The organism is Sphingomonas sp. AC411 (genome assembly GCF_979253035.1).
On sequence record NZ_CEEDAQ010000001.1, the window covers coordinates 1581527 to 1604281 of the forward strand.

A 22755-nucleotide genomic window follows, 5' to 3' on the forward strand; every position below is an offset into this window, starting at 1 on the left:
CGTCTAGTCGTCTGCGCCGGCCATACCGATCGCGGACGCATACATCTGCGCCGCGCGCTGCTCCCGCGGGTCCTTGAACGCGCGTGTCGGATCGGGCGCATCGCCGGTCGCGCGCAACACCGCCCATAACGCGAACCGTCGACCGGCATCGCGCTCGGTGCCGAACGCCAGCGACACGCGGTCGCGTCCCGCTTCCAGCGCCTCGGGGCTGAGCGTGTCGATGTCGGTCGTGCCGAAGAAGTGGTGCGAAATCGCGTCTAGGTCCATGCGAACAGCCTAGCGGACCGCCCGCCCCCGCGCAATCGGATGCGGCGATGCGGCGGCGCATAGCAACGGTTGCGATCGCGCCGCTCTCCGCTTAGACGCCGTCGTCCGGCTCGTCCTAGCGCCGGTACGGAAGAGTGTCCGAGTGGTTTAAGGAACTGGTCTTGAAAACCAGCGATGGGGTAACTCATCCGTGGGTTCGAATCCCACCTCTTCCGCCACCCCATGTTTTCAGGTTGTCTCACAGGGTCTCGCAACCCCTCAGATTACCTTGGGTTTTGGGTTGCGGTTTGTCTCACGCGGCATCATTGAACATCAATGCAGCGTAACCAATCAGGGGGCACTTTCGGGGCACCGGTTCAGCCAGATGGGGGCACCGGGTGCTGACCGATCGGGCATGCCGTCAGGCGAAGGCTATGGAGAAGCCTTACAAGCTGGGCGATGCACACGGGCTCTACCTGTTCGTGATGCCGAGCGGCTACAAGAGCTGGCGCTGGAAGTATCGAATCGGCGGCAAGGAAAAGCGCATCGTGTTCGGTGCCTACCCGGACGTTTCGTTGCAAGAGGCCAGGGACCTGCGCGAGGCAGCTTCGCGGGAACTTCGCCGCGGCACGGACCCGGCAGTGGACAAGCGACAGAAGGCAGCAGCGCAGATCGCCCGAGCGGGCAACTCGTTCGAGATCATCGCGCTGGAATGGCATGCCAGTCAGACGCCAACTTGGTCGGCGCGGCATTCAGCGCTAGTCCTCAGCACACTGCAGAAGGATGTGTTTCCGAAGATCGGAAAACTGCCGATCGATGCGATCACGACACCGCTGGTGATCGAAGTGCTTCGTCCGATCGAGCAGCGGGGGGCGATCGAGACTGCGCATCGGGTCCGACAGCGCATATCGGAAATCTTTGCGCGGGCGATCGGGGCCGGAATAGCGACGGCCGACCCGGCAGCGGTCGCCGCAAAGGCACTTGCTCGAGTACCAAAGGGCAAGTTTCCCGCGGTGCGGACGATCGAGGCAGCGACGAATGTGTTGAGGTCCGTAGAGAGTACGCCCGGCCATCCGCTCACCAAGCTTGCCTCGCGACTTCTGGCGCTGACATCCGTCCGAGCTGGTGTGCTACGTATGGCGGAAGCCAGCGAGTTCGAGGATTTGGACGGCCCCTCCCCGCTGTGGCGTATTCCCGCCGCGAAGATGAAGCTAGTTTTGGAGCGCAAGGAAGACGTTGCGTACGAATTCCTCGTGCCTTTGTCAGCGCAGGCGGTGGCAACAGTGAAGGTAGCGATGGGTTTCTCCGGGAATGCGCCGCTGATCTTTCGGAGCATCCGGCATCCACGCAAACCGATCAGCGACAGCACTGTGAGCAAGGCTTATCGAGACGCCGGCTTCGCAGGCGTGCACGTGCCGCACGGCTGGCGATCAACATTCTCAACCGTGATGAACGAGCTGGCGGGCGAGCAGAACCGGGTCGGCGATCGGGCGATAATCGACTTGATGCTTGCGCATATTCCGACTGGAGTTTCCAGCAACGAGGGCGCGTACAATCGGGCCGCATACATGCCACGCCGGCGCGAGCTCGCGCAGGAATGGGCCGACATGCTGATCCGGGATCTCGCTCCACCGGAAGCGCTGCTTACTATTCCTCGACGGTAACCGGCGTGGGAGCAGTGGCATGACTGCGCGCTCCCTTTTCAAGATTGTCGGCGGCAAGGCCTCAAAGGGACATCGGACCGGACAGCCGGTCCGCCGTAGCAGCTATCGCGCAGGCGAGCGCGAGCAGCGGTATTGGCGGCCGTTCAATAAGGCTGAACGCAACGCGCGCATGCGTGCTGCGGAAACCTACGACCGAAAGCACAAGATCGCTGGCAAGCGTAACGGGCCGCTGGGCGCGATCGGCGTCGACGTGCTGCGCGAGCTGATGCGAATGATCGACTTCAAGACGGGCAGGCTCGAACCCGCCATCGCGACGTTGGCGACGCGGCTAAGCCGTTCGCGCGGCGCTATCGTCAGCGCGCTCGCGCGTCTAAAGGATCACGGCTTCCTCAACTGGATCCGACGGTTCGAACCGATCGAGGATCCCGACGCCTTCGGCCCCCAGGTCAAGCAGGTGACGAACGCGTATTGGTTCGGTCTGCCGAAGGAAGCGGCCGACATGGTCCGCCGCATGATGGGCAAGGGGCCAATGCCAGACGACGAGGTGACCCGCAGGAAGGCCAACGAAGAGGAAACCGCGGCTATGCTCGCGACGATCTCGGCCGAGGACCTGGCGGCGTTCCGTGCCGGCGACGAGTCTCCGCTCGCGAAAGCACTCGCTTCGCTAGGGCGTCGCGTAGATCTCTGTAACGCGAATCCACCGGGTGGTCAGAACCCGACCCTACAAGGTTAAATATAAAAGGAACGCCGTTGGCGTGCGCAGATTTGATGCTTCACCAAGCCCCCGAGGCCCCGAACCCAACGGGTTCAACATCCAGCGACCGCGGGTGAGCGTGCCGGCTTGCGCCGTCCCGTGCATCCTGGGGAGGATGCGCGAAATCGGTCGTGGCTCGAAGAAAGCGGGCGGTTTTTGCGGAGCTCGACTTAATACGCGGCTAAATCAAATTAGACTGCCAACTAGCGATGGTGAACGGGAACGAACCCACCAAGATCCGGACTTTCAATTGTCCACGCTGTCGCCGGTGGCGCCGGAAGCGTTGAGTTGGGAAGCCCGATGCTTAGCGGGGCAGAGCTGTAGCTCCGGACAGCACCAAAGACTCCGGATGCCGTGCAAAATACTCCAATTATACCAACTATCAATGGAACGTACTGATCCAATACACGAAAGCCGTACCGTTGGACCGTATCAATACTAGAACTGAATGTATGAAGACTGGTTTCCAATTTCTTCTGGGTTTTCTCCTCTTCTATGGAAGCTTGCCAGAATTTATCGACTATATCTCGAAATTCAGATATAGCTTCGACAACACGCCTCTGAGCATCCCGATTAGCATTTATACTGCTCCTCATGGTTTTATAATGTTTTCGGAATTCTTCGCGAGCTTCATTTAATCGACTTACAAAATATTCACGGTTATCTGCAATGGTTACGTTAAGTTGCGCTTCACTTTGAAATTTGCTATCTAACGATCTATCAAATTCTGTAAAAGTAGTGTCAATGGCGGATTCGGCTTTTGATCGAAAATCGTTAACCGAGCTAATGGCGGGCAAAAGCTTATTGTTGGATGCGTACGCAAGCGCATTATCCATTTCAGAAAATCTTTGCGACAGGGCGCTTTTCGACGCTATGATTGCGTCATGAACACTATTGTATTGGCCACCGTCAAGAGCTACCGAGTTTGTCGAAATTACCACACGCAGCGATAAATAAAATTGAAACATAAAGTAAATGATAGCTCCAAGAATGAAGCTAAACGCCCAACCCGAAGATATTGACACTTCAGTTCCCAAGCCTGGAACTTTTATTTCTGAAGTCGGGGCGGCAAATCTAATGACAATACCAATTGCTGACGCAACCAACAGGTTTCTTTTCTTTTCATCAAAGCCCGCTACCGACGTTACGCCCTTTATGGTCATAGTTTTTGCCCCGCTTACGAATCCAGATTTAAGTAGCCCACGATGCGCATCGCGCAAACGATCCAGTATCTCAGACTGGATATTCAGAGCCAATGCGACGTAGCTCGGGAGCGCCGCCTTATCGAACTACCGTGTCGCCCCGTTGTCGGAAACTCGCCGGAGACCGCCAACCGTCAACTAGGGCGTGCGATTTGGCAGCTTGATCGAAAGCGAATTTTGGTCCGAAAGCCCGCAATCCAAGCGAGGGCAATAACTCGAGCCGAACGGGCTACAGCTGCATCAATCCGCATCTTCCCACTGGCTTAAAGCGCCCTCTACGGCCCTGTTCCCCGTATGGTGTGCACCACTTTCTAGGACTGCATCAAAAGCGACCTATTAAGTGGGCGGGCGAGGCGGGGTTCTTGCGCGGTAATCGGGGTCGGCGCGCTAATGATGCTGTCCGTAGCGGTCACCGTCGGGCGACCGTTCCGCTTTGGTCTGTCCAGTCGGGTCGCGTGGAGCGGGCGGACGTACCGCACTTGGTGCATCGAAAGCGTCGCGCCAGCTGAGGTACCGCCAGATGGTCCGATAGCTGATCGACGTTGACCGATGCTTGATAACCGCACGCGCAGTCCGCCACTATTGCCCGAACGCCATCGCTCCTCACGTTGCCGAGCGTCATTGGCCCCTGCCCGTTCATCCGCGCGCGATCCGAATGAGCCGTTTCCGCTCACGATCGTCGGCCCGCAGGAACTCGATGACGGCGACGCCCTTGGGTACCGGCGGGTCAATCACGACATCGATGCGCGCACCTTTTCGGCCGCACCGGCAGAGCAGTACGCTAGCGAGATGGTTGATCTCCATATGACCTCGGACCTTCGGGTGGCCGGGCGGCGGCTGTATGAATTCGCCTGGAAGCTTCCAAACCTGCCGACCGCAGCGGCAGATGATCAGGAGTACAGCCCCATGCTTCCGGCAATCGGAAAGGGTTCGAAGGCTCTTATAGCCCACAGCCGGGCGACCACGGATCGCGCGCGCCAAGCTCGCGCTCGTCGACGTTCAACACGATCGCGAGATGGCGTCGTTCGTCTTCGGGCAGTCGCCGGGGAGAGCCACGCGTAACGAACTGGCGAAGGTATGCTGGGTTGCGGCCGATCATAGCGGACAAACTAGCGAGGCTCCTGCCCCTCTCGATCGCCAACTCTGGGAGCCGATCACGAGGATTGCGAGCCGATGCCATCAAGCGCACAGCCAGTCGAGCTCCGCATCGTCGACCGCGTCGAACATATCGCCGTCGGCCTGCATCGCGGAAAGATGCTTTCGAACAGCTTCCGGATCGCCGGTTCTCGGGAAGCGTCGATCAGCGTGCGCGCCCGTCGCCAACTGCCCAACGAGCCCGGCCCTGTCTGTTTGGGTCATCAGCCATTGGCCGAACGGGGTGTCGGGCATCATCGCATCCTCGCGTCGAATCAGTATGCAAGGATGTAGCCTGTTCCGCGTTTGTTCTCAATCCGTGTTCTTGGCCTTGACCGGCTTCCGTGTAGGAAAGACAGGACCGCGCACCGACATCTGATCCGGTCGATACGGCCGCTGGAGTGCTACCACGTCGTCGTAGCTCCCCGTCAGCCAGCGTGTGTGATCGCTCGGATGGAGTACCGTGATCATGGCTTTCGGATGGATCGGCGCAACCAGCTCGTTGGGGTCACAGGTCACCATGGCGAAGTATCGCTCGTCGCCGATTTGACGCCAAAATCCCGCGATTGCGAACACGTGCTGATCAAGGACGTTGAACCACATCTCGCCCTTGATCGCCTTCTTTCCATCGCCCTGATCGATCGGCTTCGGCGTCCATTCGCAAAATTCCGTAAGCGGTACCAGGCAGCGGTTCGCCGGGTTGCCGGCGAGAGCCTTCCACTGCGGCAGCGCAAGATTGCGCACATTCGTCATTGGCCATGGGGCCTGTCCCGCCGTGACGTCCCAGTTCATCACGTCGAGGCCGCGATGCCCGTCTTGGTCGCGAACCACATAGGCCCGGCTTTTTGGATACAGCTCTTGCGGATTGAACCGGTTGTCCATCGGCTTCGGCGTCAGCCACTGGGCGCCAAAGCGCTCGACTATCGTCTCGGGCTCGCCGCTGAACCTTGCACGGTTGCACATCAGGCGGCCCCCTCGATCGTCGGGACCACAACACTCGTCATCGCAAATGCCAACCACGAAGGCTTTGCTCCATCGCGCTGGGATCTCATTCGTCGAGATTTCGACGCTGAATCTCGGCGAGCAACGCATCGGCCTCCGGGTTTCCCGGAACGCCGTCGGTCTGCTCGTACGCGTGCAACAGAGCGTCGTCAGAAAGGTTGGCTGGATCTATCATCGCCACAGCGTAACCCTTCCGTTCGGCCTCGCAAGATCATACATTGCGTAGATGGATCGAACCGCCAAATCGTCACACGTCATGAAGGTCGATATTCAGGCAAAGGTCGACCTGTTTCAGAAAATCATGCCTTTGGTGATGGACTATTTGGCAGCGAACTCGCCGGACAACGCGCTGTCGGCCGACGACATCATCGACTTTCATGCCCTTTCGATCGCGGCAGTCCTCGAGAACGACACGAACCTGACAACACCGCAGCAGCTGCGGAAGGGCGGCGAGGTTGCTGCTAAGCACATAGCGACATGGGTTCGCCTGTTACGATTGGATCATCAAGCGCGGGGGCCTTCCCTTATGGCGGTGACAATGGGCGCAGTCGCAACGGGCGACACGACCCAATAGGAGCCTCCTTTTCCATTCCGACCTGAGTACGGGGCTGGCGCCGCACCGCGGCGCCAGCGGATCAATCGGGCGCGAAATTCGACACGATCAGCTCCCCGGCACGCTGAGCGGCTCCGGCACCAACCGTGTACGTTGTCTCGGCCGTGCCGACATAGAACCGCGCGAACGTCGCCCGCGCGCCGGGTGTGTCGTTAATCGACAGAATGAAGCGCCCCTTGATCCCCGCGAGCTGCGCCGCGAGCTGGTCGAAGTCGCCGCGGCCGAACACGTCCTGGCCATAGTCGGTTTCGCATCCCCAATAGGGCGGATCGAGATAGAACAGCATGCCAGCGCGATCGTACCGCCGAATGAAGTCGGCATAGCCGAGCTGCTCGATCACGACGCCGGCAAGCCGCTCGTGGATATCGGCGAGCATCGGCTCAAGCTTGGCGACGTTGAAGCGCGCGCCCTGTGTCTTGTCGACGCCGAAGTTCCGGCCGTTGACCTTGCCCCCGAACGCCAGGCGCTGGAGGTAGAGGAAGCGGCAGGCGCGTTCGAGGTCGGTCAACGTCTCGGGCGGCGTCGCCTTCAGTCGTTCGAACTCAGATCGCGCCGCCACGCGGAACCGGAGCATGTCGATCATGTAGGGATAGTGGCGCTGTAGGACGCGGAAGAGCGTGACGACATCGCCCGACACGTCGTTGATGACCTCGACCTTCGGGCGCGATCGGCGCCGAAGGAAGACGCCGCCCATGCCGACGAAGGGTTCGGCATAGCCGTCGTGGTCGACGCGCTCGATCATCGCGACCAGGCGCGACGCCAGATTGCGCTTGCCGCCGATATAGCCGGCCGCGGGTGAGACGGGCCGGACGGAATTAAGGGTGTACATGTAGGATTTGCTCGCCTTGTAGAGATCCCGCCCCCGCGGATTGCGGGGTGCGGGACGGCCGATGGCCGTTGGTCGTGGCGAGACAGATCCTCGTCGGTGTGCCGGGCTGGACCCCGGCATCCCCGCCCGGCTATGCCGGACGTCGAACTACTTGGCCGGCGCTACCGCGCGCGGCGTAAACCGGACGGCCTCGAAGCCGAGGTAATCGTTGATTTCCATGAACGCCATCTGCAGCGGCAGGATCTCCAGCTCGAAGAACATGTCGACGGCCTCGCTGATCTTGCCGAGCTGTGAGCCCTGCGCCGGCACGATCCCGAGGACCGATGGCGGGGTTCGGTGCGCCGCCAGCACATCGTCGCGCGTCGCGTTCTTGATCCCGAGGAACTCGTCCTTTGCGCCGACCTCGGCGATCGGCAGGATCTTGATGCTGCCATCCTTGCCGCCCGGCGCGTGCACGAAAAGGTTCTTGAAGTTGCCCGGCCCCTTGGAGTTTTTCAGCGCCTCGCGCAGGGCATCGGTGTCGTTCTCGTCGATGTCGCCGGTCGCATAGAGGATGTATCCGGCGTGGCTGCCGTTGAGATAATAGCGGCGCCGAAACAGCGTCGCTGCCTCGTTGAGCAACGCAGACTGCAGCGCGCTGAGATACTCGGGAACGCCGTAGATCTCCTGGTTGATGTCGGGCTGCATGATCTGAATGACGCTGTCGGCGGCGAACGCGGTCGCCGCGGCCATCCCCGGCGTCCAGTAGAACTCACCATCGACGATACCGCGGCGCGTGTATTTCGCCATCGCGTGGTGCAGATCCATGACCCCGCCGAGCACGTTCTTGCGGGCTTCGAGATATGCGTTTCCGAACACCAGATAGTCCTGCACCGCCTTTCCGAAGGCCGACCGCGACAGGATCGGCGTCGGGTCTGCCGCGCTCCGCGGCACCGGATCGAACGACGCGGCTATGAGGTTGCGCTTGAGCATGATCGCCGAACTATGGTGCGGCGACACGCGGAACGCGCGCGCCAGGCCGTCTAGCGACAGGGGCGGCTCGTACCAGCGGTCGTTGCGGTAGCATTCGACCATATCCATGATCTCGCGCCGGTTCAGCACCTCGACCGGCTCGCCGAATGAGAAGGCGTTCACCGCGGTCGAGGGGCTCGCCGTTGTCTGGACGGCACCCCTAGATGCTACAGCGGCTTCGCCCCGCGACATACGCTGCGCCCGGTTACGCTTGCTCATTAGAATAGCTCCATTCGTGTTTTCGGGCGCGCCTGGCCGTCGAGGGGTTCGTTGATGAAAATGTGCATCGCCGCCCAGGCGAGGTCGCCGTGTCCGACCGCCTCGGTGCGGCTGGTCTTGAACGTCACGCTCTTGCCGCTCTGGGTCAGCGCCTTCTTGATCGACAGGAATGCCGACTGCAGGTCGATCCAGCCGGCGTCGTATTCGACGCGCTGGCGAGCGAAGGTGTGCTGCGCCTTCATGACCAGGCCGGTTTTCACCTCGAGCGAATATTCGATCGCGACGACGCCGCGCATCTTATCGCGCAGCAGCTGGTACACCGCGGCGCCGACACCCTTCTTGTCGATCCCGAGATAGGTGCAGTTATACCGCGCCAGGCGGGCGAGGATGAACTCGGCCTGCTCTTGAAAGTCGCCCTTGATCTGGTGACGTTCGAGCAGGCGGAACTTGCCGCCGGGCCCGGTGGGCGGCAGCGCGATCACGAACCCGGCATTGTCGCCGTTCTCGCTCTCCTGCGGATCGAACCCGGCCCACACCTCGCGATTGCCGACCGGCCGGTTCGCAAGCATGTCGACGTCGGTCCAGTCGACCATGGCGTCGACGGTGCAACGCTGCAGCTCGTTGAACTTGAACGCCGACAGGCTGTCGTCGACGAACTGGCACATGAGCAGGTTGGCGAATTCGTCGGGCGCGTATTCGATGCGCAACTCGTCGAGGTTGAACAGGTCGCAGCCGCGCGCCGCGGCGTCCTCAATCGTGACAATCTGCCGCCAGACCTGATCCTCACACAACACGCCTGCCTGCAGCCGGGCGTGCGAAACGTCGATCTCGATCCGGTCGGCTTTCTTGACCCGCCGGTTGCGCCGCTCGCCCGTCCAGTACGGATGGCCCTGATGCGCGATCGTCGACGGCGTCGAGAAATAGGTGCGGCGCCAGCGCTTGTGCATCGCCATGGCGCTGGCGACCTTGTTCAGCTCTTCGAAGCCGTAGGTCCAGAAGAACTCGTCGAAGTAGAAATTGCCGTGGTAGCCCTGCGCGGTGCGGGCGTTCGTGCCGAGGAAGATCAGCTCGGCTGCGGGCTCGCCCTCGGGGATCGTGTCGGCCGTCAGCACGATCGGATCGCCCTGCAGCTTCACGCCGACGCGGGCGGCAAACTGGACGATGTAGTTGCGGAAGATGTGCGCCTGGTTCTTCGACGCCGACAGGAAGATCTGGTTGCCGCCTCCGCGTAGCGCGTCGAGCAGCGCCTCGCGGGCGAAGTACCATGTCGCGCCGATCTGACGCGATTTGAGGATCATGCGGGTGCGCTGATCCTTCGCGCCCCACCAATCCTCCTGATAGCCGAACAGCTCGTCGTGGAAGATCTGCTCGAGCTGCTCGACCTGTTCGGTCGTGAAGTGGTTCTTCGGCTTGCCGGCCTTGCGGTCACCGGCGTTGCGGTTGGCGACCTTCTCGTTGAGATCGCCCTCGTGCCCGCCGGGCGCCTCGAACCGGCGCACGCGGGCACCGGCAACGACCGCTCGCATCAGCAGGTCGATCTCTTTGAAATCGCCGCCCGTCTTCGCGTCCTTGGCAATCAGCGTGTTGAGGCGGCATTCGAGCGCATCCTCGATCTTTGACAGCGACGACGCCTCGTCCCATTTGCGGCGCTGCTTCCACGCCTCGACGGTCGGCCGCTTCAACCCCAGCTCGTCGGCGATCTGGGTGACGCCCCAACCGCGCCAATACAGGCTGCGCGCCTGGCGCTCGGCGTCGATCGGGATCGGCATCGTGGCGGCGGGCAGCGGCATGCCGGTATCTGCGGGGAGCTTGTCCATGTCGCGGCGGACCTTGCCGCGCGATCGGTGCCGTCCGCACCGTGTCCAGGGTGTGGAATGCGATCCCACACCTGCGCACGCTTGAGAGAGGCGGCACTTTCGGTCCCTTTGCGGCTTCCAGATGCCGCCTGACGCGGCCCACCGATTTCGAACCCCGAGGGACCGACCGCCATGGGCACCAAGAGCAAGTTCTTCCGCGCATTCGTCGCCGGCCAGACGATCAGCGACGGCCGCAAGATCGACGACGCGTGGATCGACCAGATCGTCGAGACCTTCAATACCGGAACCTACACCCCGCGCATCAACGTCGAGCATCTGTCGGGCTACAGCCCCGAGCCCCCGTTCAACGGCTATGGCGACGTCGTCGCCGTCCGCGCCCAGACCGACGACATCGAGATCGCCGGCAAGACCGAGAAGCTGAAGGCGCTGTATTGCCAGGTCGATGGCAACGACCAGCTCGTCGCCCTCGTCGCCAAGAATCAGAAGCCTTATCCCTCGGTCGAGCTGACCGACAGCTATGCCGGATGCGGCAAGGTCGGCCTGATCGGCCTCGCCTTTACCGACAAGCCTGCGTCGATCGGCACGCAGGCGCTGCAATTTTCGCGCACCGCGCCCGGCTCGCTGTTCTCGCAGGGCGGCGAAGCAATCTCGCTCGATTTCGAAACGCCCGCGTCCGATCCGGCCAAGGTCGAAGGGGCCGTCGCCGGCTTCTTCTCCGCGCTCGCGGCAACGCTGAAGGGCGGCAAGCCGGAGAAGATCGAGGTCGTCACGCCCCCGGCACCCGCCAACGACAATTTCGATGCCGCAGCCTTCACCACGCAGATGGGTGACGTCGTCGGCAAGTCCATTGCTGCTGCAATCAAGCCGATCACCGACGCCCATGCCGAGCTGCAGGGCAAGTTCGCGACGCTGCAGGCCAAGCTCGAGAAGACGCCCGAACCGCAGTTCAATCGCACGCACGCCAATGGCGGCACCGGCGAGCCTGTCACCGACTGCTGACGCCGTCCCCTCTTCGCACCGACTGATATTCGCCCAGGAGCCGCCCCATGCTGAACGACACCCGCCTTAAGTACGACGCCTACACCATGCAGATCGGCAAGCTGAACGGCGTCGCCGACACCGGCAAGTCGTTCACCGTCGCGCCCGCCGTGGCACAGACGCTGCGCGGCAAGATCCAGGCATCGAGCGCGTTCCTGACCAGCATCAACATCATCCCCGTCGTCGCCCAGGAAGGCGACAAGGTCGGCGTCGGCGTGAAGGGCACGATCGCCAGCCGCACCGATACCCGGATCCACGATCGCCAGCCGCGCTATCCCGGCGATCTCGACGAGACGCGCTACCGCTGCGAGAAGACCGACTTCGATACGCTGATCCGCTACGAGACGCTCGACGCATGGGCCCACCAGCCGAACTTCCAGCCGCTGATCCGTGACGCGATCGTCAAGGCGAAGGCCCTCGACATCATCACGATCGGCTTCAACGGCGTGAAGGTGGCGGTCGAGACCGACCCGAACACGTACCCGCTGTTGCAGGACGTCAACATCGGCTGGCTGCAGCATATCCGCCTCGACGCGCCCGCTCGCGTGCTGTCGGAAGGCGATCTGAAGCCCGCCACCCGCGTGAACAACGTCGTGACGGTTGCCGGCGCGATCTATGTCGGTGCAGGCGAGGTCGGCACGGACGTCGACTACGTCAATATCGACGCGCTGATCTATGACGCGATCGAGCTGCTCGACGAGAATTACCGCGACGACACCGACTTGGTCGTGATCGTCGGCCGTGACCTCGTCCACGACAAGTATTTCTCGATCGTCAACGCGGCCGGCGACAAGGCGACCGAAACGTTGGCGCGCGACGTCTTGCTCTCCGACAAGAAGCTGGGTGGCCTGCAGGCGGTCCGGGTGCCGAAGTTCCCCAAGAACGCGCTGCTGATCACCACGCTCGCGAACCTGTCGGTCTACGAGCAGATCGGCACCGAGCGTCGCAAGATCGAGGACAACGCCAAGCGCGACCAGATCGAGAATTACGAGAGCGTCAATCAGGCTTTCGTGATCGAGGACATGGGCAAGGTCGCCCTCGTCGAGAACATCATCATGGGGAAGAAAAAGGCGGCCTAACCGGCCTCGCTTTTCCCCTTACCAGTTAGCCCGCTCTCCACAGGACATGCCATGAGCCTTGCTCGCAAACATCGGGATCGAATCCTTGCATCCCAGATGGCATCTGCTCCCGTCACGGAGAGCGGGTTATCCCCTGCGGCGTCGTCGTCCGACGCCGGCACCCCTGCCGAACGCGCAGCCGCATCGATCGCGATGCGGCTGCAGCACGACCTGCGTCGGCTGAAGGAAATCCATTCGATCCAGCGCAAGATCGAAACCAAGCGCGAGCTGTTGCCCGCTTATGCCGACTGGGTTGCCGGGCTGCTCGAGGGCGGGCGGAATGCCGGCATCGGCGTTGCCGAGGACGTCCTGCCGACCATCATGGTCTGGCTGATCGACACCGGCGATTACGCGCGCGCGCTCGAACTCGCTGACCATGTCGTCGCCTATAACGTGCCGCTGCCGTCGCGCTACGAACGGTCCGCCCCGGCGCTGATCGTCGAGGAGATCGCCGACGCCGCGATCCGCGCGCAGACCGCGAAACAGCCGTTCCCGCTCGACGTGCTGGAGCATGTCGAAGAACTAACAGCCGACGCGGACATGCACGATCAGGTTCGCGCCAAACTGCACAAGGCGATCGGCACGGAACTGGCGCGCGCGGCCGACGCGATGGATCCGACGAAACCGGAATTCGCCGACGTTGCGCACCGTGCGCTTGCCCCTCTGCGTCGCGCCGTTGCGCTGCACGACCGGGTCGGCGTTGCCGGACAAATCAAGCGGCTCGAGCGCGCGCTTGCGCCGCCAAAGCTCACCACGAAATCCGCCGGCACGTCGCCGGCCAAATAAGCTCGCCCCCGGCGCTCGGGGGCGGATCACGCGGGATGGGAGGGCGCTTCGGCGCTGAGGGCCATCGACCGTTCCTGATCCCCACCCCCGAAAACACGAAGGATCGCGCCCGATGCTCGTCACAATCGCCATCGTCGCATGAGCGGGTTCGGCTGCGCGCCCCTCATCGTCATCCCGCCCGAGCCGGCCGAAATGCCGGTCACGAACGACGGATGGTTTCCCGACATCGACGCTACGCAGATCCGCGACGAATGGCGGGTGCGCGATGTCGTCACGCCCGATCGGCTGAAACGCGCGATCGTCGGTGCGATCATGACCGTCGGCAACCAGCTCGCTGCCTGGCAGGCCGCCCACGTCCTCGCCGGCCATACGTCGCTTGCCGCGGTTCCATCGCCGAAGATCGACGGCACAAGCCGCCTCGTGCTGCTCTACGCGCGCGCGATCGGCGCCAGCGCCAAGGCCGAGCTGGTCGAGACGTACCGCGACATGGATGTGACCGGCACCGGTCAGCGGCAGGTCGACGACATGGAACCGTCGATCGTCGAGCTGCGCCGCGACGCGCTCCACGCGGTGCGCGACATGCTCGGCCGGACGCGCCTGCGCGTCGAGCTGATCTGATGGCCGACGTCCTCACCGCAAGACAGGGCGACACGCTCGACGAACTCATCTGGCGCGAGCGCGGGTTGGGCGCTGCCGACATCGGCCGCGTGCTCGATCTCAACCGCGGCATTGCCGACGTCGACGCCGTGCTGCCGCTCGGCACACAGATCGCGATGCCAGCCAGCATGGCGCCGGCCGCGCGCACCCTCCCGCTTATCCAGCTTTGGGACTGACCGTATGAAGGATCTACTCCACGAATTCGGCGTGTCGCTGCTGGCATTCGCGTTCGGACTGACGCCGGCCGCGCTCGGCGCCGCGGTCAGCCTCGCTTACGAAACCGGCCTGACCTGGTCGCGCCGCTTCCTGCAAATGTCGGTCGGCATCGTCGTCAGCTATTTCGCGACCGGCGTCATCCGCGTGCTGTGGCCATGGGGCCAGCCCGACCCGTTCGTCATCCAGGCGGTCGGGTTCGTCGTCGGCATGATCGCTTTCAAGGCGACGCCCAAGTTCATCGCCGGCCTCAGCGAGCGCGTCACCGATATCCCCGCGGCCTTTTTCGACCGCTTCTTCCCCAGAAAGGACCGCCTGTGACCGCCGCAACGCCCGCCCCAACGCCGAAGCCGAAGGTTCCGGCGAAGACCCTCGCCGGTGTTCTCGGCAGCGTCGGTGCAGCGCTCGCGCTGTTCGTGATGACCCCGGCCGAAGAGAGCGGCCGCAAGGTCACCGCGACCGTCGCGCCGAGCGGCGCGATCACGATCAAGCACGTTTCGGGCAAGCAATATCTGAAGGCGTATCTCGACGCGGTCGGCGTCGCGACCGCCTGCGACGGCATCGCGACGAAGGATATCCGGCTCGGCCAGACCTACACCGAGGCGCAGTGCGCGACGATGCTCGAGCGCGAGCTGATCGTGCATGCCGAGGGTGTCATCAAGTGCATCCCCGGCGTCTACGGGCGCACCAATCAGGCGATCGCGATCGTGTCGCTCGCCTACAATGTCGGCGTCTCGATGGTCTGCAAGTCGAGCATCGCCCGGTTCTGGAACGCAGGCCAGTGGCGCGCCGGCTGCGATTTCTTCCCGCGCTACCGGTTCGCAGGCGGACGCGTCCTGCCCGGCCTGGTCGCCCGCCGCGCGCGCGAGCGCGCCATCTGCCTGAAGGAGCTTCCGCGATGATCCGCACTCTGTTCACCAAGCTGCGCGGCGACTTCGCGTTCGTCGTCCTCGTGATCGTCGCCGCGGTCGGCGCCTGGCAATATGTCGAGGCACGTCAGGCGCGCGCCGACCGCGACGATCTCCAGCACGCCGCACAGGTCATCTGCGCCGGATCCGGCACTGGCTTTGCCGCAGCCGGCAAGACACCCCGCGGGGAGGCCTGCGCCGCCACGGTCGCCGGTCTCGTCCGGTTCAAGGCCAGCAGCGACCAGCTCGCCGCGGCGACGCTCGCGCAGGCGATGGCCGACCATGACGCCCGACAGAATGAAGACACCCGCGCCGCGCGTGCTGCTGCCGAGGCAGCAAGCTCGGCTGCTCAACGAATGGAGATGGCAGATGCGAAAGCTGAACGGACGAACCTTGTCGATAGCGATTGGTTTCGCGCTGTTAACGGCGTTGCCGGCCTGCGCCCGGCACGCTGACGCGCCGCCCGCGGCTATCTCGGCGCCGATCGTCGTGAAGGTGAAGGCCACGCCCCCGCCGAGCTGCTGCACTGCGCAGATCGCCCCGCGGGCCTGCCTGAAGATCCCGCGCTGATTGCGCAGATCCCGACCGCCATCCGCGCCGGCATCATCCGCCTCGCGCGCGCCTTCGCCGGCAACGCCGATCGCGGCGACCGCCTCGTCAACTGGAATGCACCGGGCACGTGCCCGGTCGCCAACGCAAAGTGAAAGGAGCCGCGGTGAAACTCCGTCTACTCGCCCTGTTGGCTGGTCCCGCGCTGCTGGCGTCCGCCAGCGCGCACAGCCAGGCCAAGCCGATCTATAATGACCAGAGCATCACCGTGCTGCAGGGGCTCGCCTTCGGCCCTTGCGAAGCGAGGCGATCCCGGTCGACGACGCACACGGTCTGCCCGTCCGCTGCATGTCGGGCTGTAGCGCCGGTGGCGGCGATGACACGCCCACCGGCGCGGCCGGCACGCCGAACGCCAAGGTCCTGACGATTCAGGGCATCCCCGGCGCGACCGCCATTCCCGTATCGGGCACGTTGAACCCGGTCACGCTGGCGGCAACGTCGAGTGCACTCGCCGGCACGTCCTCGGCCGCACAGGTCGTCGGCCCGTTCGTGCCCCAGCTCGGCCGCGCGATCACCGTCGCGCTGTCCGCTGTCGCATGGCCGGGGGCACGGCGCAGCTGCTGCGCTCGACCGATGGCGGCACGACCAGACTGCCGCTGACGCCGGCCGGCGTCGTGCTCGGCACGTACACCCGGCAGGGCGTCGACCAGCCGTGGTTGGAGACCGAAGCCGGCGCGACCTTCTACCTGTCCCTCCCGAACGCCGGCATCGGCTACCGGGTGTCGCAGTGATGCGCGCGATGATGGCGCGCCTGGTCGCGTTCTTCCTGCTGCTGACGTTCCCGGTCTCGCCGATCGCGGCGCAGATCGATCCATCGGCGCGCGGCCTGGCTGTGCAGGCACAGGCGCTCGCTGTTGGACGCGACGCGCGCATCGCTACGGTGGTCGCCGATAGCCGCGGTGACGCGGTCTATATCGATCCCGCGCAATACGCGCTGAACATGCGCAGCGCTCTGGTATGGGCGAAACAGCTATCCGGGGGCGGTTCTCGATCGGACCGACCTTCGGGAAGTCGGGCGATCGTACCGACCAGATGATGGCTCGAATGCCGCAGGCGCTCGCGACGCGCGCCGGCATCCTCTACATCATCGCCGGGGTGAACGACCTCGCGCAGAACTATCCGACCGCAGCGACCAGCGGCGCGACCGCAGCCGGTAACATCATCGCGATGGCGGAGATGGGGCGGCTGGCCGGGATGAAGGTTATCCTCGAGGCGGAAGTCGGTGCGAACGGTTTGACCGCCGCGCAGGTCAGCCAGATGAACGAACTCAACACCCGGCTCGCCGACTATGTCGAGGGCACCCCGAACGTCTATCTGAACGACGCGCGATCGGCGGTGATGAACCCGACCGCGGCCGCGTCGACCGTGACGTTCAAACCCGGCTTCTCGCTCGACGGGACACACGAGATAAGCCGCGGCTCGTATTACCATGCCCTCACGCTGCTGCCGCTGATCAACCAGATCGTCCCGCCCCGCAGCGTCCTGACCCGCACCGGTACCGAACTTCCCGGCAATGGCCGCTGGCAGCTTCTCGCCAACCCGATCTTTGCGACCGCGACGGGCGGCACGCTGAGCGGGACGGCAACCGGAACTGTCCCGTCTGGTTGGACCGCGTTCGGCTCGGCAGGCACGACGGCTACGTTCGGCACGCAGGCCGATCCCGAAGGCGTCGGCAACAACGTCACCGTGACATGCCAATGGGCCACGGCCGGCGATAGCTGTCGGTTGTTTCAGACCGTGGGGTCAGCGAACTGGCAGCCGGGCGACATCGTCCAGGCGGTGACGCAGATTCAGGTCACCGCGGCATCGTCATGCCTTGCGGCAACCCGCCTCGAGCTGGTCACGGTCGGCACGTTGAACGGGTCGGCGACGGGCTTCAACTACATGGACGGTTACACCGCCACCACGTCCGGCAGCATCGGCGCTGATCAGCCCTACACGGCCACGCTGATGACGCGGCCCTTCACCGTCCCGGCTTACACCACCAAGAGCTATATGGCGGCGTACGTCCACCTCGAGGGATCGTGCGCGGGCACCGCCAGCTTCGTGATCCGGCAGATGCCCATCCGTCGCCGGCTGTCGGCGCCGAACGGCTGACTCTGTCAACGGTAGCGGCCCAATCCGGCCGCTACCCCCGCATCCGCGCAGGATCCTGAAATGAAAAAGCCCGAAACCCTCCGATCGTTGCTGCTCGCCGCGGTGCCGGGATTGAAGACCAAGCCCGAGAATTTGGCGATGTTCGTCGACAAGGGCCGCATCGCCGCGCACGCCGGGGGCACGCTGTCCCTCGAATACCGCTACACGCTCAACATCGTCGTGCAGGACTACGCGGGCGCAGTGAACGATATTATGATCCCGATCCTCGCATGGATCGCCGGCCAGCAGCCGGACCTGTTGCAGGGAATGACCCCGAGCCGTTCGGGTTCGAATCCGAACTGCTCGACGCCGACACCGCCGACGTCTCGATCACGATCGAACTGAGCGAGGCGGTCCGCGTCACCGCGAAGGATGGCGGCGGCTATAACGCGACGCACCTTGCCGAACTCCGCGACGGGGACGGGTTTAATGGCGTGTGCTGCGTGAACCTCTGGCAACTCTTCCTGCGCGATGACCTGGTCGCGCAGACCAGCGATCCTGCATTCGTGGCTGCGGCATGACTGACGATCTTGCCCCGATCGAGCAGCTCGCCGGCGCGCTGCTCCGCCGGGTCGATGCGGGCGAACGCCGGAAGGTCCTCCGTCTCATGGCGCGCTCGCTGCAGCGCAGCCAATCGGCCCGTATCGCGCGCCAGCAGGATCCGGACGGCCAGCCCTATGCCGCCCGAAAGCCACAACCTGTAGGTCGGCTGCGGCGTAGGGGACGATCAAGCGCAAGGCGATGTTCCGCAAGCTGCGCAACCCATCGAACCTCAAGGCTGGCTCGACCGATACCGAGGCATGGGTCGGCTTCAGCGGCCGAGCTGCGCAGATCGCACGCGTTCATCAGGAGGGGCTAGATGATGTCCCGTCTAAGGGGCGAAAGCCTGTGCGCTATGCGCAGCGGGTTTTGCTCGGCGACACGGAAGCGGAACGCCAAGCGCTGCTCGACACCGTATTCAACCATATCAGTGCTTCGCTACTTTGACGTTTACGCCCAGACTCAGACGTTCGGGCGACCAATCTTGCTTTCGCATAACGGCCATTCGTTAATCGCGGTAAATGTGTCACGGTTGGTGGTTAACCGAAATCGCGTGGACTAAGCATCAAACAGGTTACGACGCGGCGGTGCAACATGGGTAAATGACCACTAGTCGGCGTTCCGACATACTGAGGGCATGCAGCGATATTTCGTCAACGTGTCCGAATATGGTCGCTGGATCACAGACGATGACGGATTTCTCGCCCCCGGGCTGGAGGTTGCTCGGCAAATGGCTATCGCGGGGGCCCGCGAGATCATCGCGGCTGACATCTTAAACGGCAAACTATGCGTATCGACAACGATCGAGATATTGAATGAGAATAGGATCGTTCTGGATCGCGCGTGGTTCAAGGACTTTGTTCACGTATCTGACGGCTAATCGCAGAGTTTATTGCCAAACGCATGGCTTTTACAGCGTCGCGCTTTCCCTCCGTCAGAGCCCTGGCTTCGTTCATAGCTTGGACTTCAAACGGGGTTAGCGGTCGCCCGAAGATCCGTTCGAAGTGGCCCTGCAGTTTGCTCGGTTTCATTTCGCGAGAATAACAAAGTTCGAATTTTTCGATACAATATATGTTAGGCAATTGCCGTGGAAAAATCCGATGCAGTCGGCGCGCGCATTCCGTGATAGCTTTCCTGTAGCGAGCGTCTGAAACCGCCAGTCCGCTTTCCTTTCCCCTTACAAGCTTGCCTCGGTGATAGCGAAAGGTGACATCAGCGGAACGGGTATGGACATTTTAGTAACATTGCCCGTTAATCAGAATGTGATTGGGGCCGACTCCATTGACAGGCGCATGTCCGGCGTTGTTCGAAAAGACTGTCTTGCGCGTGAGAACGCGTAAACCGCAATGGCTCTAATCCGCATCATAAACTTGCGGAAAGGCAGTAATGGGCTGGGGAGGTTTTCGAGCCTCCCCTCTATCTTTCTGCCAGACGGCTTTGAAAAATTTATGTCCCGTACGCTGTCCGCTAATTTCTGGTGACAACTACGTTGCCTCTGGACCGCTAAGCGGTCAGTCCGCTTTCCTCCCGTTCCTTCCATTCTACTATCGCCCCGTCTCAGCGGTTCCGCCATGTTCGCGCAAAGATCGGAGATTGCTCTACCTTTCTATCAGTTTTATGAGGCGATATCGGTACGTCTGGCCTGGAGCACGGTGCCGATGGAGGCACCTGACGTGTCTTCGCTCAACATGGAGCGAAACCATGTCCGAAGTAATGGGACGCGCTTATTTCAACGCTCGCGGTGCTAAGGCGCTTCAGTTGGCTCAAAAAGCAAAAGACTCGCAAATAGCAGAAATTCACCATCGGATGGCGAAAAGCTATTTCGAACTCGCAGAACTCGCGCCAGAGGAAAGCTCGCTGCCAACTCTCTCCGCTGAGCAGTTAGGTAAATCCCAGTGAAGTTGGATATAGAACCTAAGATTTTACGTGTATCAGTTGGGGGTAATGTAACGATAGGTGCTAGAAAGTTGCTGCGTGATATATTCTGCCGCTCAGTTGAGCTTGGTTATTATCCTACAGCTTGGTCGCTTCGAGTCGGCTTCGTTGAACTGATGCAGCGAGATGCGTACTTAGTGTTAGGATACATACCAGCCAGGATCGACAGTTTCATGGGGCTGCCGATAACCATATCCGGCTCGGGTTTGCAAAATCGCCTCATAACGGCGACCGGCAGTATGGCCGTTCCAGAACTTGAAGACGTTCCGCGGACTAGATCGTATGCCAACGATTGAATTGCGAAGTGGCTCACCGGACTTAGCGTTTCAGACCCGGCTCTGAAGCCGTCTGTCAGCTATTGCCATCCGGCTTCCCGAAAGCGGAAGGTCCGCTTTCCTTCCCATTCCGGCCATTCCGGTAACGCCCAAACCTAGAGCGACATCCGGTCGGGTCTACCGCGTGATCGGACAGTCTCAGCTACGCGGAGTGAGGAAAGTAAACAATGAAGACGGGGATAGCATAAATCTTGATCTAGTTTAAGTCATCGTCATGCCACGAGTCGCCCTCTCGCCCGTTCAGCGCCTGCGCGAAGACTTGGAGGATGCCTTGGCGCAGGCAGATGCCTTAGACCTATCACTGGTAGCTATCCAGATCGCGGAGGCGCTCGAGATGCTCGGGCCGTGTGAGGACGGCAAAGCCCGGCTGCTCGGTTAGCACGAACGAGGGCGGGGCGAACGTTCAACAGTGGATCGCTTGGTCTTAAACGAACGACTATGCTCCAAAGCGGACGGTCCGCAATCCTCCCCATCTGAGATATTCCCGACCGTCCCTTATGCCAACTGCCAAGCTCGCCTTCAGTCCCGGACCGGCACGCAGGACAAAGCGGTAGAGATGCTGGGCAACGCTCGACAGGTCGCAGCCAGACATTAGGACCATCCGGCACGCTCCAGAATCGCAAATTATCTAAAAATAGGAGTGACGAAGCCCAAAAGGCCCGCCAGGATCAATATCATCAGGGTGGTTTGCAGCCTTGGTAACGGGAGTTAGGTTTCATCATGTCTATTTCGGGTGCAACGACTTTGGCTGGAGAAATACTGGCATCTTACGAGGCCGTTCGGAGGCATTCCCCTGCGAACGACGCAATTAGTAAAGCCTGGGCAAAGTATTGGGGGACTCGATACGGAAGCCGGGAGTTTTGGTTCGCGTATGCCGAGTACCTCGGGAAGTTAACCGATCTTAATAGGCAGATAGAATTCTTTTGCAAAGACCCACGGTCGTTGCAGCTGTTCTCCAATGCGTTGACTCGGTTGCAGGCGAGTTTTGATCCTATCTATTTTCAGAATCAGACGTCGCAACTCGCAAATCTTGACGAGACATTTAACATTATTCATCTGGCCTCTGCAATTCTTCCAAAGACGATAAACGATCCTATTGAACCTCTGACGATCGAGGGAATAGGGAAGATGCTCGATGAGATGATGAGCGAACTAGAGACGGCGGACATTGATAGTCAACTCAGCCAATTTCTCCGAGGGAATATGAGCTTTCTCCAATGGGCTGTTGCCAACTACGCCACATTGGGGACCGACGGTCTTTCGAAAGCATACGGTTTAGTGGCGTCAGAGTTCATTAGAGCATGGGGGAAGCGAGCCTCAGAAAATCCATCATCGGAATCATGGTGGCAGTCGGCGCGGAGCAAGATGAAACTGATTGGCGAAGGGGTTATCTGGTCGGAGAAGCTAGCGTCTGGAGCTGAAAAGCTGCTTACCCACGGAGATGACGTAATTAATCTGCTAACTTAACTACGAGGGCTACGGGAGGCCGAATGACCGCTATCGCCCACTTCCGGACGTTCCGTCATCTGCTAACGTGATCGGCATGCTAGCGCTTCTGGCCGTTCTCCTATTCAGTGGCTTAGTAGGGTTCTGGCTCTCTTTGTTGACAGTCGTCCGGACGCGACGCTCTGTTGCCGCCCTCTGGGCGCTCGCCCCTTCCACCTTCTTCCTCGCCAAAGCCTTCGCAGAAGGCGGGAGCGCTATGATGCTTGTATCGACCCCGTGGGCGGTCGTGCTCCTCGCCACATGGGGAGCAGCGGCGCTGCTGGGCTACCTCGCTGCCCGTGACCGACGACGGTCCTACCGCGAAGGCTAGCAAGAAAGTGCGCTGCCTCATCGCGTCGAGCGTCCGCTAACCTTCCATCTCGGACATTAGTCCGATGGAGCGGGGCTCGTACGAGGGGTCGGGGAGCGGGTAACAGGATTTGGTCGCTATCGGCCTGCGGGTGGTTGATGGTGGTCCTACGGCAAAATAGGCTTCGGCCATAC

Annotated in this window: 32 protein-coding genes and 1 tRNA gene; 23 read left to right on the forward strand and 10 right to left on the reverse strand. The window is 61.9% G+C overall.

Features of this window, described 5'->3' with window-relative positions; translation table 11 throughout:
• Positions 1-3: 3 nt before the first annotated feature.
• A complete protein-coding gene (locus tag AC0IX7_RS08035) occupies positions 4-267 on the reverse strand; it encodes a hypothetical protein (RefSeq protein ID WP_254687957.1) in 264 nt (87 codons plus the stop codon).
• 128 nt (positions 268-395) lie between these two features.
• Here AC0IX7_RS08035 and AC0IX7_RS08040 point away from each other — a divergent pair.
• The 3 genes from AC0IX7_RS08040 to AC0IX7_RS08050 all read left to right on the forward strand — a co-directional run bounded on the left by AC0IX7_RS08040 (position 396) and on the right by AC0IX7_RS08050 (position 2643).
• Positions 396-485, forward strand: a tRNA-Ser gene (locus AC0IX7_RS08040).
• A 159-nt stretch (positions 486-644) separates the two neighbouring features.
• The gene (locus tag AC0IX7_RS08045) at positions 645-1910 is read left to right on the forward strand and encodes a tyrosine-type recombinase/integrase (protein ID WP_471811164.1); all 1266 of its coding nucleotides are present in this window, start codon (positions 645-647) and stop codon (positions 1908-1910) included.
• A 19-nt stretch (positions 1911-1929) separates the two neighbouring features.
• Positions 1930-2643: a replication protein A gene (locus AC0IX7_RS08050; RefSeq protein WP_471811166.1), complete on the forward strand. Its 714-nt coding sequence runs from the start codon at positions 1930-1932 to the stop codon at positions 2641-2643.
• Positions 2644-2867: 224 nt separating this feature from the next.
• Here AC0IX7_RS08050 and AC0IX7_RS08055 read toward each other — a convergent pair whose 3' ends face one another.
• The 5 genes from AC0IX7_RS08055 to AC0IX7_RS08075 all read right to left on the reverse strand — a co-directional run bounded on the left by AC0IX7_RS08055 (position 2868) and on the right by AC0IX7_RS08075 (position 6177).
• Entirely contained in the window at positions 2868-3827 is a 960-nt protein-coding gene (locus tag AC0IX7_RS08055) for a hypothetical protein (protein WP_471811168.1), read from the reverse strand.
• A 675-nt stretch (positions 3828-4502) separates the two neighbouring features.
• A complete protein-coding gene (locus tag AC0IX7_RS08060) occupies positions 4503-4670 on the reverse strand; it encodes a hypothetical protein (protein WP_471811170.1) in 168 nt (55 codons plus the stop codon).
• A 375-nt stretch (positions 4671-5045) separates the two neighbouring features.
• Positions 5046-5258: a YozE family protein gene (locus AC0IX7_RS08065; protein ID WP_471811172.1), complete on the reverse strand. Its 213-nt coding sequence runs from the start codon at positions 5256-5258 to the stop codon at positions 5046-5048.
• Between the two features lie 54 nt (positions 5259-5312).
• Positions 5313-5963 carry an SOS response-associated peptidase family protein gene (locus AC0IX7_RS08070; RefSeq protein WP_471811174.1) on the reverse strand — a complete coding sequence of 217 codons (651 nt, stop codon included), beginning with the start codon at positions 5961-5963 and terminating at the stop codon, positions 5313-5315.
• Positions 5964-6048: 85 nt separating this feature from the next.
• Positions 6049-6177 carry a hypothetical protein gene (locus tag AC0IX7_RS08075; protein ID WP_471811175.1) on the reverse strand — a complete coding sequence of 43 codons (129 nt, stop codon included), beginning with the start codon at positions 6175-6177 and terminating at the stop codon, positions 6049-6051.
• Positions 6178-6258: 81 nt separating this feature from the next.
• Between AC0IX7_RS08075 and AC0IX7_RS08080 the strand changes: the two genes are divergently transcribed.
• Positions 6259-6576, forward strand: a complete 318-nt coding sequence (locus tag AC0IX7_RS08080) for a hypothetical protein (protein WP_471811177.1) — start codon at positions 6259-6261, stop codon at positions 6574-6576.
• A gap of 61 nt (positions 6577-6637) precedes the next feature.
• On the opposite strand, the gene AC0IX7_RS08085 is transcribed toward AC0IX7_RS08080, so the two are convergent.
• From AC0IX7_RS08085 to AC0IX7_RS08095, 3 genes are all read right to left on the reverse strand, one after another.
• The gene (locus tag AC0IX7_RS08085; protein ID WP_471811179.1) at positions 6638-7444 is read right to left on the reverse strand and encodes a DNA adenine methylase; all 807 of its coding nucleotides are present in this window, start codon (positions 7442-7444) and stop codon (positions 6638-6640) included.
• A 147-nt stretch (positions 7445-7591) separates the two neighbouring features.
• On the reverse strand, positions 7592-8674 hold the full coding sequence (locus AC0IX7_RS08090; protein ID WP_471811181.1) for a phage portal protein: 1083 nt from the start codon (positions 8672-8674) through the stop codon (positions 7592-7594).
• The gene (locus AC0IX7_RS08095) at positions 8674-10491 is read right to left on the reverse strand and encodes a terminase large subunit domain-containing protein (protein WP_471811183.1); all 1818 of its coding nucleotides are present in this window, start codon (positions 10489-10491) and stop codon (positions 8674-8676) included. Before AC0IX7_RS08095 ends, AC0IX7_RS08090 begins: the two co-directional genes overlap by 1 nt.
• 171 nt (positions 10492-10662) lie before the next feature.
• Here AC0IX7_RS08095 and AC0IX7_RS08100 point away from each other — a divergent pair, with 171 nt between their 5' ends.
• The 9 genes from AC0IX7_RS08100 to AC0IX7_RS08140 all read left to right on the forward strand — a co-directional run bounded on the left by AC0IX7_RS08100 (position 10663) and on the right by AC0IX7_RS08140 (position 16184).
• A complete protein-coding gene (locus AC0IX7_RS08100) occupies positions 10663-11490 on the forward strand; it encodes a GPO family capsid scaffolding protein (RefSeq protein WP_471811185.1) in 828 nt (275 codons plus the stop codon).
• A gap of 47 nt (positions 11491-11537) precedes the next feature.
• A complete protein-coding gene (locus AC0IX7_RS08105; RefSeq protein ID WP_471811186.1) occupies positions 11538-12608 on the forward strand; it encodes a phage major capsid protein, P2 family in 1071 nt (356 codons plus the stop codon).
• Positions 12609-12704: 96 nt separating this feature from the next.
• A complete protein-coding gene (gene gpM / locus AC0IX7_RS08110; protein WP_471811188.1) occupies positions 12705-13433 on the forward strand; it encodes a phage terminase small subunit in 729 nt (242 codons plus the stop codon).
• A 138-nt stretch (positions 13434-13571) separates the two neighbouring features.
• Positions 13572-14051, forward strand: a complete 480-nt coding sequence (locus AC0IX7_RS08115; protein ID WP_471811190.1) for a head completion/stabilization protein — start codon at positions 13572-13574, stop codon at positions 14049-14051.
• The gene (locus AC0IX7_RS08120; protein WP_471811192.1) at positions 14051-14266 is read left to right on the forward strand and encodes a tail protein X; all 216 of its coding nucleotides are present in this window, start codon (positions 14051-14053) and stop codon (positions 14264-14266) included. The genes AC0IX7_RS08115 and AC0IX7_RS08120 overlap by 1 nt, the downstream gene beginning before the upstream one ends.
• A gap of 4 nt (positions 14267-14270) precedes the next feature.
• Positions 14271-14624 carry a hypothetical protein gene (locus tag AC0IX7_RS08125; protein WP_187502734.1) on the forward strand — a complete coding sequence of 118 codons (354 nt, stop codon included), beginning with the start codon at positions 14271-14273 and terminating at the stop codon, positions 14622-14624.
• Positions 14621-15205 (forward strand): lysozyme, encoded by a 585-nt coding sequence (locus AC0IX7_RS08130; RefSeq protein WP_471811194.1) that lies wholly within the window; start codon positions 14621-14623, stop codon positions 15203-15205. Before AC0IX7_RS08125 ends, AC0IX7_RS08130 begins: the two co-directional genes overlap by 4 nt.
• Positions 15202-15666 (forward strand): hypothetical protein, encoded by a 465-nt coding sequence (locus AC0IX7_RS08135; RefSeq protein ID WP_471811195.1) that lies wholly within the window; start codon positions 15202-15204, stop codon positions 15664-15666. The genes AC0IX7_RS08130 and AC0IX7_RS08135 overlap by 4 nt, the downstream gene beginning before the upstream one ends.
• A gap of 260 nt (positions 15667-15926) precedes the next feature.
• A complete protein-coding gene (locus tag AC0IX7_RS08140) occupies positions 15927-16184 on the forward strand; it encodes a hypothetical protein (protein WP_471811197.1) in 258 nt (85 codons plus the stop codon).
• A gap of 4 nt (positions 16185-16188) precedes the next feature.
• Here the strand turns inward: AC0IX7_RS08140 and AC0IX7_RS08145 are convergent, their stop codons facing one another.
• Complete coding sequence (locus tag AC0IX7_RS08145) at positions 16189-16335, reverse strand: hypothetical protein (protein WP_471811199.1); 147 nt, start codon at positions 16333-16335, stop codon at positions 16189-16191.
• Positions 16336-16356: 21 nt separating this feature from the next.
• Here AC0IX7_RS08145 and AC0IX7_RS08150 point away from each other — a divergent pair, with 21 nt between their 5' ends.
• The 10 genes from AC0IX7_RS08150 (at position 16357) to AC0IX7_RS08195 (ending at position 22233) form a co-directional block, all read left to right on the forward strand.
• Positions 16357-16551 (forward strand): hypothetical protein, encoded by a 195-nt coding sequence (locus AC0IX7_RS08150; RefSeq protein ID WP_471811201.1) that lies wholly within the window; start codon positions 16357-16359, stop codon positions 16549-16551.
• Positions 16551-16856, forward strand: a complete 306-nt coding sequence (locus AC0IX7_RS08155; RefSeq protein ID WP_471811203.1) for a hypothetical protein — start codon at positions 16551-16553, stop codon at positions 16854-16856. Before AC0IX7_RS08150 ends, AC0IX7_RS08155 begins: the two co-directional genes overlap by 1 nt.
• Positions 16857-16864: 8 nt before the next feature.
• Entirely contained in the window at positions 16865-17917 is a 1053-nt protein-coding gene (locus AC0IX7_RS08160; RefSeq protein ID WP_471811204.1) for an SGNH/GDSL hydrolase family protein, read from the forward strand.
• Positions 17918-17977: 60 nt separating this feature from the next.
• Complete coding sequence (locus AC0IX7_RS08165) at positions 17978-18301, forward strand: phage tail protein (RefSeq protein ID WP_471811206.1); 324 nt, start codon at positions 17978-17980, stop codon at positions 18299-18301.
• Positions 18187-18477: a phage tail protein gene (locus tag AC0IX7_RS08170; RefSeq protein ID WP_471811208.1), complete on the forward strand. Its 291-nt coding sequence runs from the start codon at positions 18187-18189 to the stop codon at positions 18475-18477. Before AC0IX7_RS08165 ends, AC0IX7_RS08170 begins: the two co-directional genes overlap by 115 nt.
• Positions 18474-18815: a phage virion morphogenesis protein gene (locus AC0IX7_RS08175; RefSeq protein WP_471811210.1), complete on the forward strand. Its 342-nt coding sequence runs from the start codon at positions 18474-18476 to the stop codon at positions 18813-18815. The genes AC0IX7_RS08170 and AC0IX7_RS08175 overlap by 4 nt, the downstream gene beginning before the upstream one ends.
• Positions 18698-18943, forward strand: a complete 246-nt coding sequence (locus tag AC0IX7_RS08180) for a phage virion morphogenesis family protein (protein ID WP_471811212.1) — start codon at positions 18698-18700, stop codon at positions 18941-18943. The genes AC0IX7_RS08175 and AC0IX7_RS08180 overlap by 118 nt, the downstream gene beginning before the upstream one ends.
• A gap of 190 nt (positions 18944-19133) precedes the next feature.
• Positions 19134-19376, forward strand: a complete 243-nt coding sequence (locus AC0IX7_RS08185; protein ID WP_471811214.1) for a DUF6894 family protein — start codon at positions 19134-19136, stop codon at positions 19374-19376.
• Positions 19377-20197: 821 nt separating this feature from the next.
• The gene (locus AC0IX7_RS08190) at positions 20198-20395 is read left to right on the forward strand and encodes a hypothetical protein (RefSeq protein WP_471811216.1); all 198 of its coding nucleotides are present in this window, start codon (positions 20198-20200) and stop codon (positions 20393-20395) included.
• A gap of 1313 nt (positions 20396-21708) precedes the next feature.
• The gene (locus AC0IX7_RS08195; RefSeq protein ID WP_471811218.1) at positions 21709-22233 is read left to right on the forward strand and encodes a hypothetical protein; all 525 of its coding nucleotides are present in this window, start codon (positions 21709-21711) and stop codon (positions 22231-22233) included.
• Positions 22234-22755: the final 522 nt, after the last annotated feature.